The organism is Providencia sp. PROV024, from assembly GCF_032709665.1.
Taxonomy (GTDB): Bacteria; Pseudomonadota; Gammaproteobacteria; order Enterobacterales; family Enterobacteriaceae; genus Providencia; species Providencia huashanensis.
The window spans coordinates 2,239,199-2,252,017 of the sequence record NZ_CP120545.1 but is presented as its reverse complement, the minus strand read 5'-3'; the positions used below and the strand labels follow the sequence as shown (position 1 = coordinate 2,252,017).

General features: G+C 32.7%; 11 protein-coding genes. 1 reads left to right on the top strand and 10 read right to left on the bottom strand.

Translation table 11 applies throughout. The features are described 5' to 3' along the window. The first annotated feature begins 263 nt into the window (after nucleotides 1-263). The gene (locus P3L56_RS10365) at nucleotides 264-2,648 is read left to right on the top strand and encodes a M66 family metalloprotease (protein ID WP_272685993.1); all 2,385 of its coding nucleotides are present in this window, start codon (nucleotides 264-266) and stop codon (nucleotides 2,646-2,648) included. A gap of 45 nt (nucleotides 2,649-2,693) precedes the next feature. Here P3L56_RS10365 and P3L56_RS10360 read toward each other — a convergent pair whose 3' ends face one another. The 10 genes from P3L56_RS10360 to P3L56_RS10315 all read right to left on the bottom strand — a co-directional run bounded on the left by P3L56_RS10360 (nucleotide 2,694) and on the right by P3L56_RS10315 (nucleotide 12,815). Beyond that, entirely contained in the window at nucleotides 2,694-3,527 is an 834-nt protein-coding gene (locus P3L56_RS10360; protein WP_166684943.1) for a prepilin peptidase, read from the bottom strand. A 1-nt stretch (nucleotide 3,528) separates the two neighbouring features. Then, on the bottom strand, nucleotides 3,529-4,749 hold the full coding sequence (locus P3L56_RS10355) for a hypothetical protein (RefSeq protein WP_129465923.1): 1,221 nt from the start codon (nucleotides 4,747-4,749) through the stop codon (nucleotides 3,529-3,531). Nucleotides 4,750-4,763: 14 nt separating this feature from the next. Beyond that, a complete protein-coding gene (locus P3L56_RS10350; RefSeq protein WP_042843760.1) occupies nucleotides 4,764-5,792 on the bottom strand; it encodes a type II secretion system F family protein in 1,029 nt (342 codons plus the stop codon). Next, entirely contained in the window at nucleotides 5,776-7,149 is a 1,374-nt protein-coding gene (locus P3L56_RS10345) for an ATPase, T2SS/T4P/T4SS family (RefSeq protein WP_210814873.1), read from the bottom strand. The genes P3L56_RS10350 and P3L56_RS10345 overlap by 17 nt, the downstream gene beginning before the upstream one ends. A 173-nt stretch (nucleotides 7,150-7,322) precedes the next feature. Beyond that, nucleotides 7,323-7,838, bottom strand: coding sequence for a hypothetical protein (locus P3L56_RS10340; RefSeq protein WP_166684941.1), 516 nt, complete (start codon nucleotides 7,836-7,838; stop codon nucleotides 7,323-7,325). After that, entirely contained in the window at nucleotides 7,826-8,647 is an 822-nt protein-coding gene (locus tag P3L56_RS10335) for a hypothetical protein (protein ID WP_042843762.1), read from the bottom strand. The genes P3L56_RS10340 and P3L56_RS10335 overlap by 13 nt, the downstream gene beginning before the upstream one ends. 10 nt (nucleotides 8,648-8,657) lie before the next feature. After that, the gene (locus P3L56_RS10330) at nucleotides 8,658-9,200 is read right to left on the bottom strand and encodes a hypothetical protein (protein ID WP_071548096.1); all 543 of its coding nucleotides are present in this window, start codon (nucleotides 9,198-9,200) and stop codon (nucleotides 8,658-8,660) included. A gap of 3 nt (nucleotides 9,201-9,203) precedes the next feature. After that, on the bottom strand, nucleotides 9,204-10,679 hold the full coding sequence (locus tag P3L56_RS10325) for a hypothetical protein (protein ID WP_042843765.1): 1,476 nt from the start codon (nucleotides 10,677-10,679) through the stop codon (nucleotides 9,204-9,206). A gap of 15 nt (nucleotides 10,680-10,694) precedes the next feature. After that, nucleotides 10,695-11,147, bottom strand: coding sequence for a TcpQ domain-containing protein (locus P3L56_RS10320; RefSeq protein ID WP_052219277.1), 453 nt, complete (start codon nucleotides 11,145-11,147; stop codon nucleotides 10,695-10,697). 18 nt (nucleotides 11,148-11,165) lie between these two features. Continuing rightward, nucleotides 11,166-12,815: a prepilin-type N-terminal cleavage/methylation domain-containing protein gene (locus P3L56_RS10315; protein ID WP_198861417.1), complete on the bottom strand. Its 1,650-nt coding sequence runs from the start codon at nucleotides 12,813-12,815 to the stop codon at nucleotides 11,166-11,168. Nucleotides 12,816-12,819: the final 4 nt, after the last annotated feature.

The window sequence follows — 12,819 nt, the reverse complement described above, 5'->3', positions numbered from 1 at the left end:
AAGTTAAACTTTACTTACCTAATAAATATAGCTTAACAGAATAAACATAACAATAATTAATTTCCCACATCTTCATTTAAAACAATGTCACTTGAATTTTATTTATTAACTAAAAAAATTAATTATATACTTAAATATATCATATCCATATACACAAAAAATCATAATAATATAGATTCAATTTTGGTTATATATCTATTATTAAAACGCCCAAAACAACCTCGCATGAAATAAAATCATGCTTTATAAATGAGAAAACTAAAATGGCACATGACAAAACTATAATATTACAAAATAATAAATCATTAGGTTACTTCAATAAACTTATTGTTTCTAAAGGAAATAACTCTCATTTTAATAATAACAAATATAAAAGTGATACAAGCGGTACATTGGCAGGTTCAGTTCATTATGTACAGAATTGTATAATCCCAGCGGGAAAGCATATTGCTGATGATATTCAACCAAGAATAATATCTAATCGAAAAACTATGTTTCTATTCCAACCTAGAGAATTCATAGCGCATAATGATGACGTCAAGTTATTTGTTTTTGATAAACAAAAACGTATTATATTTGAAGCTAAGATGAAAAATCCAAATGAGCTAACGTCAACTTGTGAACCAATCTATGCCAATATTAGTCCTCCCCAACCCCATCCTAATGAAGTTACTATCATTGTTAGTAATGATAAACAATTGCATCAGTTAGATGACCCCGATTATTTTAATGATATTATTCTTAATCATGATACGGTTAAAATAATCACCAGCGATGGTCACTATAATTCATCATTCAAAGTTGAGTCAGATGAAAAATATTCGCGAAAAAAAATCATATTTCAATGTAAATCAACTTATCGATTTTCAGTATTTTTCAATGGTAGAAATGTTGAGTTAGCTACAGGTGACGAACTTACACTCGTTAATGTAGATGGCACTTGGTTCGAAATAAATACAGAAAATAACTGTGACCAATTCCTATCAAAAATAGACTATATTGGTAATTGTTGGTCAATTATAGTGCCAAGCCAATTTATTAAGCCTAATATTACCTTACAATTTACACATCAAGATAAAAAAGGAGATATTGAATATATAGATATTGGTGCACCTAATGAGTTACTTCTCCATACTATTGCTATTGGTATGTTAACACCCTATAGGGACAAATTCGAATTTCAACAAATGCATGAATATCATCAGCAATATTTTCAACAAGTCCCCTTATCTCGCTTAACGGTAACAACCTACGATCCTATTTATTTAACCGAACTTATGTTGCATGATGGCCGGCTACTGGTAGGTATTGCTCCTGGTGATGGGGGTTGGCACACCGGCATTATGCGGGAATACATAGCAAAATCGTTAATTGCATCTGGAATTAATTTTGCCAACTACGGCTTTTTCAATGCAGGAAGAGACAAAGCGAGTAACATGGTAACACCACAAATAACCGTACACACCTCTATAGGAAAATATGAAAATGGGTTACAAGTGCACGGCGGTTCTGGTGGTGCAGGTATGGCGACATTAGATGACACTATTCGTAATGAATTTAGTCATGAAATTGGACATAATTATGGCTTAGGGCACTACCCCGGTGGATTTTATGGTTCTGTCAACGCCGTTCCTAGCCAGCGAAATTCAACATGGGGATGGGATAGCCACAATAATTTTTTTATTCCCAATTTTGAAAGCGCAACACGAAATAAACCCACGTATTTAGAAAATGAAGGTGAAGGGTTATTCGCACTCCCTTATAAGGAACACTCTCTCGGCCATGATGCAATGGCTGGGGGGTCACCTATGTATGAAAAATACAATGCATTTACCTTACATACTCCTCATTCCCTTAACCAAATTCAACATTTTCTTGAAAGTAAAGCTGTTTTTAATGTTAACTCGGCCACAGGGTTTTCTCGCTGGGATGAAGAATTACAACAAATGAGAGAGTACCGTCATACCACATCAAAATATATTTATAGTGATGTCCCCATAGAAAATGGTAAAGATATCACCGAAGAGCAATTAATAAATATTTTCCAGTTTAATAAAGAAGCTATGATCCACTGTTATAATGGTAGACACGCACCTAATATTATTTTCCCTACCCCCAATAATTACCCGGATTATTTAATTACTATTGATACTTCAGCAAGTTATAGTATTACTCTTCATCTAAATGATACTCAGAAAATTATACATAATAATGAAGTACTACATTATATCTCTGATGGCCGCGAATGGATTATGCATGATGATGATGCACTTCTTAAGGATTTGGTCCCTTACAAGCAAGGTGTTAAGGTGATAACCTTATTAGGGTTACATGACCCCGAAAATAAATTGCCAAGTTATATTTACCCTGCCCTTAATGGTTCTTATGGGATGGTCTATCCTGATGATAGTAATAAACTCGATACAGATTTAGATTACCTCGAAGTCAGCCTTATAACTGGAAGATGTTTACAATTTCAGTTAGCCCCCATTCAAATTAATAGAAATGAAATGAACCAATTTCACGTGAATATCGAAAGAAGTTTACACCCCGTAGAAGCTAGGGTCATTCATAATGGCTCAGTGATTACAAGCCGTAAGATTAATTTAGGTAATGATGACCTAACCTTTACTATCAATTCTAATTAGTTGATAAACTCCTCGTTTATATAAACGAGGAGTTTATGTGGAGAATCACATCATTATATGGAAATAAAAAACTAATACCATTATAGCTAAACAAATAGCAGGTCCAAATGGAATGTAACTTTTTTCATCAATATCATAGTACTCAGCAAACTCTCCTCGATCCGGTCTATAATTAACAGACCTAACAACTAAATAAGTTAATAAACCAAATAATACCGATAACAAAATAAGCCAAGGGATCGCAAATAACCCAATAAAAGTGGCGCCTGCAGCAAACAGTTTGGCATCACCATCACCGAGCCCATCTTTACCTGTCGACAATTTGAACCCCCAAATAACTATTTTAATCACTGACCATACGAGCATACAGCTTGTGACAGATTGCAAAGGAGTTATATTTGTCCAGCTCATTACAGAACTTAATAACCCGAGCCAAATTAACAAATAGTTCAGTTCATCTGGAATAATTAACCATTTAAGATCAATGAAAAATATAACATAGCAAACGGAACATAACCCTAAAAACATCACCAATGTAGCGAGTTCCCTATCAAAATAATAGTAGAAAATAACCAAACCAAAAAAAAAGCCAAAAATAAATTCTGAAAGAGGATAAAGTTTCGATATAGGGCAATGACAATGTCGACATTTCCCTTTTAAAATTAACCAGCTTAATATAGGAATATTGTCCCGTTTATATACTTTATTTTTGCAAGTTGGGCATCGAGAGCCAGGAAAACTTAATGAAAAATTCCCCACCTCTCCCCGTGTAAATATTATAATAGGCAAACGATATATTACTACATTGATAAAACTACCAACACAACAGCCTATAATAATGGCAATCACAGTATAATAATAATGAATAAACTCTAACATACTAGTCACAAATCTTCATTATTGAACCGTCTTTTTCATATTTTTTTTGATCAATATATACATTATTATAAGCGTTGATACTGCCTCTAAAATAGGTTATTTTATATTTTCCTCCATGCCCCCATCCCAGATCTCTATCTATTGCATCAATATTGGTATAAATAAAATCTGTTTTTTTAAGGTTAATATCATAAGCACTTAATTTTTTATTTTGACTTATCGCATTGACTAATTGAGCAAAATCCAGATCTCCCGCTTTAAATGCATCCCGTTCTAATTGGTATGCTCTAGAATAAAATGGGTTAGTCGCAAGGTCTCTAATAATAGGGCTTCGGTTCCAGTCCATTGCTAATGTGTATTTTTCCCCTAATGTTATGCTACTTAATACACTTGCATTACCATATAGCGTCTTGTCAATATCATTATCTGATGCAGATTCCGACCCCCAAGAACTATTACCTTGTCCAGAATAAGTCACACTTGTTAATTCCAGTATAGGCGGAACAGATGATTTTGGGTTATAACCTGTTTTGGCTTTCCACTCAAATGTAACTGTAGGTGCCGGTCTCCCTTTTAGTTCGGGTGGAGATGCTGGTGGGTTTGAATCATAAATATGAATTGTCAGTTTTTTTATTGCGCGTCCGGGTAACCAAATAATATCGTCAGGTTGTCGAAAGTATTCACCACCGCCATAAGTAGTTGGTGCAGCTTGCTGCCTTGGAAAATAGTTAGCGTTGTAAACACCTCGATTTTTGATATAGAGTATTTGGCTATTATAAGACTCAAAAGTACGTTTCCGATCAGTTTTTGTCGGTTTTCCCAAACCTGCATCCGAGATTGACATACCACTGTACTCTCTTGCGCTCATCGGTATGGGCGAAACCTCTTTTTTTGTAGAATAATTCCCAAGTAACGGCGTTCTACCATCAGGTTTCCGTATCGTATCCATTGCAAAAAAGTTAGCAATTTTTATAGGAATACCCCGTTCTTCTTCAGTCCAATATTCTGCAGTAACCGATACATTTACTCGATTACTAAATTTAGATGTTAAACCAAAATCACGTAATGTAGAAATAAATATAGGTAATGGCGTCGATGTATTAGCACAAACCGACATTATTGGATTAGAAGCAGTGTTATTAATATAATTAACACCTTTTGTTGTTTTAGCAACCGCTATTATGGGCAGCAGCAACACGGTACAAAAAATTACTTTTTTCATTATTAACCTCTCACTTACATTTGGGACATCTTAGATAACTGATCTGATAACGAAAATAGTGCAATAAACACCCAGATGACACAACCGCCTAATATTAATGTTGAAAATGATTTTAATAATCCTGCAAGCTTATCCATTTTGTCATTAATATTAATTTTTGACTTTTCAGATACTGATGTTAATACATCATGAAATGATGGTAATGCGGAATACAAACTAATATTCAAAAGCTCATGTACATTTAATAACCCTGTATTCAGCGCTTCTCCGTAGTTTTGACCTTTGGCCATATTAACTTTCATAATATTAATATGACTTTTTAACCATCTATTGGCATTTAAACTCAATATTGTCAATGCATCATTAATAGGGATTTTATTTTTTAACATCCCTGACAAACTATTTAATATAATAGAAGCATTTAATTGTTTGAAAGTAGAAAATGGTACTACTCTGTCCATAAACCTATCCCTAAATAACCCAGTTACATTTGCCATAATAACCCTAGTTATTATCGTTAATAGGATGACTGCTACTAAAATATAAACCCATAACCCATTATATAAAGCCAAGCCAAATTCATATAATGAACTGGTCACAACAGGCCAACGCGTAACCGGTAGTACTCGTTCAAAGGCAGGGAAAACTTTGACCGCATAACCTGCTATCACAATTAAAGATAAAGCCAACATAATCAAAGGAAATGTTATTGATTTGATGACTTTTGACATTAATTGGTCTTTATATTTAATAACCTCAACGATACTGGTAAAGCCATTGGCAAGTGCCCCACTTTTCTCTGAAGAATAGATTAAACTTAATTCACTCTTTGGTACCATCCCATCAAAAACGGATGCAATAGATTCTTTATTCGCCATTTTGTCTAATAAATAATTCAATTTATTGACAAACCCTTTGCCTATAACCGTTTCCCCTTCTTTTTTTAGTTTTATGATTGAATCATAAATCGGAAGGTTAGAGTTAATCATATCAGCACAAAATTGATATAAATATAATCGCTGAGATTTAGTGAATTTTTTCAAAAATTACCTCCATATCTTCTGCTGGAATAGCGCCAAATTCATGAGTAAACCAGTGGTAACAAACTTTATTTTCAATTACTAATAACAGCGTTTTTTCTTTAATTTGAAACCCCTCACCAATTCCTTTTCCAATTAGCCTTTTTTTACGCCAGTGCATATACGCTTCAAGCCAATTATTTTTCGCTATTGCAGATAATTCATCAATTGATGGCCGCATATATTCGATAACGAGTTTACGTCCTTTGATACCCGTATATTTGCAATGCTGGCAGCCATCTTGGTTAAGCACTGATATTTCAATTTCCCGGGAACCGAAAATGGCAAGCTCTGATTTTTTACAGTGCGAACATAGTACTGGCATTAACTTTTGACACTGTAGGCCCGCAATAAAACCAGGTGTACACAGTTTGTCTCCTGTAATACCGAGTGCCGATAGCCGCTGTAATAATGTTACAATGCTCCCTGCGTGAACGGTTGTGAAACAATAATGGCCACTTTCAACTGCACCAGATAATGCATTAGCTGAAATTTTATCTCGTATTTCACCTATCATAAGTACATCTGGATCACGACGTAATGCGGATTTAATCGCGGAATGAAACCCTCCACCATCGACATCTAATACTGAACTTTGTTTGGTACCATAGATATAATATTCAACGGGGTCTTCCACCGTTAAAAAACAACCTTTGTTGTTAAACCGATTTATTTGTAGCCATTCAATAACTGTCTTTAATGTTGTTGATTTCCCCGACCCCGTTGTTCCTGCAATAAAATAAGCACCATATGGATTACTTAGTATTGATTTAATATCTTCAATTTCTACCTCAGATAACCCTGTACTCTCCAATTGAGGGTTAGGGTTAGTATCTATAGAAGCAGGTATAATTCTCAATACACAATGATAACAATCACTTGTCTCTCCAAATATTGGGAAATGTGCATAACGAAACCGGTATTTTTTACCTTTCAAATCATACAAAATATTGGCACTTTGCGGTTGTTGGCGATTCCATGTTGTCTCTTTAGTCGTCGCTTCAACGTTATACAATACAAACACCAATTCATCACAACTAGCAGATGTTAACTGAGAATATAAAATTAAAGAGCCATTAACCCTAAACTCTACTTTTGAAATAACATCCCCACGAGTAATATGTAAATCACTCGCCCCAGTATCAACGGCAACCTGCAATAAACTTTCTAGTTCTTTTTGGACATCACTGGTTTCATATAATAGGTTACTGCTCTTGTCTCGAGTTGCTTTTTCAATAATTTGGTAATATTGAGATTCAGTACTCAACATAAACCCACAAATATTTTTCTTATAAACTGAACGCGTATAATATAAATCCATATATATACTCTCTAGTTTATCAATCTTAATTTTATTGATAACTAAATACTTGGATTTATTATAATCAACAATGATTAAATTTTTTTCAAGCAACTCAAAGTGGCATTTTTCTAATGCCTTTACCCCACCTTCAATACAATTTATGTTAATAAAATCAATTGATTGGAACATTATTAATCTACAACTTTATATTGATTGTTTTTTAGAATAACTCGATATCGCATTCCATTCATACTAAATGGTTTATTCTCACTAACAAAAGAAATGCGGCTATTCTCACTATTCACCACCCCTATTTTTTTTATACCCGCAACATAAGAAATCATAATAACTTTTGGCTTATCCATTGGTTTAACGGGAGTATCCATCAGTTCATTAATTCGTTGTTCCTCGACATCATTATCCATTTCCTTGGTTGCTACAGTTTCTTGACTAGGAGACTCATTTAAAATTTCATTGACCTCTTTTAGTTCTTTTTTTAACTTAGCTAGCGTAATTTGATTTTCAATATGTAATTTTTCTGATTCAAATTGAAGATTTCGTTGCATTAAGTCAACAATATTTTTTTGTTCAACTGATACTTCTTTATTTTCAATGCTTGGTAATTCCATACTTTCTGCTTGCGGATCTGCATAAGCGAACTGTAGGCTTATACCTAATGTTAAAATAGAAAACATTATCTTTTGCATGCAAAAACTCCTGTAACTTTAATATTGTTAACATCTAATTTCTCTATTGATTTAAAAACATAATAATCAATATAAGGTTGACCGTTTAATAAGTAACTAATTTCCAATGGGTTATTTTTGAAAGTCATTTCAAATTTTGCAAATAACAAATTATGGCTATCTGGATACCCTGAATATTTACTTTCTATATTTGACACAGAGGAAGATGGTAATTCATTTAATTTTATCTTTTTTTTCTCGTTATCTTTTGATGAATTGTATGCATAAACATAGTTTATATAATCATTACAAGTAGGTACATGCAATTTTGCCTCAGGAGAAGTTATTTTATTTTCCAATCTATTATCAGTATATTTCAATTGTAAATTAGAAAAATCCAAGCTATCTGGGCTAATAATCCCTTCGTAGCGTTCATTGAAAAAAAATTTATCTTGAACATTAAAAATAGCACCAGGCTTTAATTTGTATGAAAATTGACAGTTATCTTCATTACAAGTAAACATATCCTCATTGAAGCCACTTGCTGTAAATGCATAACTACTGAGTAAAATTTGTTTTAATATAATGATAAGATCATCAGCTTGATACCCATGAAACTGAGATAAATAAAAATTTGTAATTTTCTTTTTATCATTGAGAACTAACTGCTGCTGTTGTTTTTCTAATGCCTCTTTTTCTGTTTTTTTATAATGTAAATAATACATTACACCAGAAATGGTTATAATTAATACTATTACAATACTAATGATTAGCATATACTTACTTTTCAATAAGCCATGCTCACGCCAGCCAGAAAGAATATCTTTCATACTAATAACCCTAATATAAGGATAGAATATAAATAATGATTGTGAATATGCTTATCCCACAAGCAATTGCCGCTGAAACTTTAATGATTGTATTACGATACTTTTTTTCCTGATTCAAATACTCTTCATAAATTGCATCAAATATATCATCATTAATAACCGTCACATCTAAAGAGCCATATATTGATGTATCTTTTTGACTCAAAATATAGGAGAGCATTCCCTCCGTTATGATTGTATCGATTGGAGAGATTACACAATCATCTTTAATGCATATTAAATAATAATGTGTAATATCACCCTCAACTATAGGAGCATAAAACATGCCATCGCCATAAAGTTCTTTAATATATAAAGCTAATATTTCGTGTAATTTCACTTGCTTAGGAAATAACACTTCCTTCATACCATTACGAGTTTTATACCTAATTTTCCTACATTTTTTTTTGGTTGACTCAAGCCAAAATCGATGCCGATGCTCTTCTGTTTGGCTCGAATCAATCCATATACCACCAATAGTCAGCTTATTCTTTAGTAACTCTGCTAATGTCATGGCTTACTCATTAATTGAAAAGTAATTGTCTATCCCTACAATCATAATAATAGTTGAATTCGCATCTTCACTTTTTAAGATAGCTGATAAAATACCTGCCTTTTGTCCATCAGATTCTGTATTTTCATCATATTTACCAACGATCAGTAAATCACCCGGTTTAATTACAGAAGTATTAAACATTTCCGTTGTTGTATAATTAGGCAGTTGAACATTATCAAATTTTTCTATGCCAATCAGATTTTTACGTGTAAATCCACTAGCAACTTCAATTTTCCCATCAGATAAGGCTCTCGGAGTAATAATAAAACTGCTCCCTGTCACAATTTGATCGGTTGTTAACTGATTCTCAGTAATATCCATATTGGCATTTTTAGTTGAAGTCATGCCAGATACATAATGTTGAGTCTTAGTTAAATTTAGCGGGATTGGCATATTATTACGAGTAATAAAAGACCCACTTTGCAAAATTTTACTTCCAGTTAAATTATAAACAGCGTCAAGTTGTGCGGCTAAGCGAAATTTGGCATTTTCACCACCATGAAAATTTGAATTAGCATTAAGACTTCCAGTTAACTTAGTCAGCAAACTTTGATTAAACCCGACTTGCGTACCACCACTGTTGTAAGAAAAACCCAACTCTGCTTCTAAGTTTTTAGATTTTGACTTGTCGAGTATATAAATTTTATAGCTAACAACAAATTGACGGCTATTTGCTTGTTTGTATTGCTCTAGAACCTTATTGACATGATTGTATTCTGATTGCCTTCCAACAAACGTCAAAATAGATGAGTCTTGAAATATATTATATACCCCTGAAGAGATATATTTATCCATCATATCTTTCACATCTGCCCAGAACGAGGATTTAAATGAGGTTGTTGATTTACCTTTTAACCCGCTAGATGAGGCTGCCTCATTACTTGATATATCTAAACTAGCTTCATAGTTATTATCTGTCCCATAATAATCAAGGTTGATCGCAAAGTTTGAATATAAGTTAACCTCTAGTAAATTATTCTTCTTCAGTTGAATACTTACATCATACAAATTTGATAAATAACCAATAAATTCGTCTAGATTACCTTTAAAATTAATAGTATATACTGTGTTTTTTAATATATCCTCACCAGCCGTAGCTTTCTCAGCCAACTCTTGAGGAGTACTCGCATCAACTTTATAGGTAATTTCCATTTGTTCACCTAACATTTCTAATACGGTATAAATGTTAACAGGTGCATAAGTTGTCAAATTAATTTCTTTATCGAGTACTTTTTTCTGCTGACGATCGTAACTGACTTCTTTTCCTAAATATGATGTACCTAGAGATAAAAATGTCTCTTGTTTGCTACTATCAATATCTTGAAGGTCAGTTACTCTATCAAATAATTCTTTGTCATTATATTTTTCTTCAAAAAAACTACTACATCCTTGAAGTAGTAATGGCAATAGAATATAAACCAATTTACACATTTTCATTTTATTTTCTACTTATCAATTATCAATCACGAGAACATTGTTTTCTTCATAAAACTTCAAATAAAACCCTGCTTTTTGGTAAGACAGTTGTTTACCTAATTTTTCTAAAACTTGTATCCTATCTGTACCATCAATTGTGATCTCATTAAAAATGACAATATCTTTTGGGCTATTCCAAATAAAATCAATGCCATTAAATTTTGTCCACTCTTCAATACTTTGGCTTAAAAGCTCATTTTTCTTTAGTATTAAATGACTCATAACCTCCCGTTGCTCTTCACCCTCTTTTTTATCACCAGTCATTTGTTCTATATTGATATTTTGCTGTTCAGTTTTTGATGAATCAGAAACCGATTTAATTTCTTTCATCGGTTTTAAATTAACCCATCCTTGTTGACCTATTGTTGAGTTAGCAATAGAAGAGAAAGCTAAACTACATAAAATAAACACGCTCATTTTATATTTCATTATATGAATACCTTATTACTAATCATATGAAGTAGAATAATCCCCTTTAATTGAACTGCACCATTCAACTGCCATAATTGATAATGATTTAGGGTTAACATAAGTACTGGAATCCCCGTTCTCTGGATTATTTACACCTAATGAAGCACTTATAATCCAAGTCGGTTGAAATGGTGTCGTTGCTGTGCCAGCAATGCTGCCATGTCTAGCCTGTAATACGACGCCTGCAGATAACCCTACGTTTTTTATTTTGTTTATTCTTGTACTCGACTCGTGAGAGAGGTCAACATCTAAAATATTTTTTTCATCATCAAATACAACTGGCGTCATTGATGAAACTGCGACTGTCAACCTTGGCCATAACCTTACGTCATTAACTACCGGACATAACTTTCTTGGTATAGTAATGACCCCATCCTCTTTGAGATCATCTCCAACATAATTCTCACCAACAATCATGCTCTTATTATTGCCTGTAAAACTGTGATAACTTACTTCAGGGACGGTACGATATTCTTTGACTAATTTAGAGCCTTCATAATGACTATCTTCAATAACTACATTAGCGACCAATGTTCCTGCTATTTGATTGCCTTTATTATCTTCTTTGGTGAGTATAAAATTACTGTCATCTAAATATTGAGCATCCGTTATACTGAAGTCTCCGGGTAATTCTTTCAATTCTAAACAAACAGATTTTGCTTTATTTTGAGTATCCCAACATAAAGCAGGCATTTTTTCATTTTTATCTGGAGCGCCACTCGTTAATACAAGTTTATTCTCATCTTTTGCTGTCAAACAAGGACCATATTGACTATTTTTTGTATTCCAACATAATTTATCGGTATTAACAGAACCATCGGATTTTAAATATTTCCCTGCTTTACTATTGAAGCTAAAACGTATTCCATAATTATAATTATCATTACTTAAAGTATCAGCATTTAGTGCTAATTCTCCAAACTTGATATTTTGATCATTTTTCTTTAATAATTTCCAGTTAGTATTTTCATTATGTTTTTTTTCTTTAAAAACTATATCAGCTTGAATTAAATATAGGGACTTATCTTTAAATGATTGCATAAAGTTATTATATAAATTGTCAATGTATAAATTTTCTTCTTCTTTTTGTGGGTGGTACATTGCGATAAAATCAGTTCGCTCAATTGTTTTTCTTTTGGTGTCACCAATAAGATCAATTCTTTCTATAGATAAAACAGGCTGTTGGCTAATTAAAGGGTCAATTGTACATTTCAAAAATTCTTTTTTTAGTGATAATTCAAGTAGGCTTCCTTGACAAGTTTCATCGGTAAAGTAATTACGTTCACTTCCAATGCCATTTCCCCAATTAAAGTGTAAATTATCATGAGTTAATTCATCTTCAATTTTATAGTTACTCACACGCTTACTGTATTCTGGCTTTTTATTTCCTATTTGAAATAAAGGATTTCGCTTGAGGTTCCCATCTATTGTTTCTAGTTCGTCACTATTAACAAAGTCTATAAAACGATACATTTCATCAACGATTGTATCTGAAATTTGTTGGCGACGGTTATCTTCAATTCTATTAATAATAAAGCGGCTCAATGGAACCATTATCACACCAATTATTCCAAGGACGATAATAACTTCAAGTAATGAATAACCTGCTATTTTACTTTTTTTCATCTTT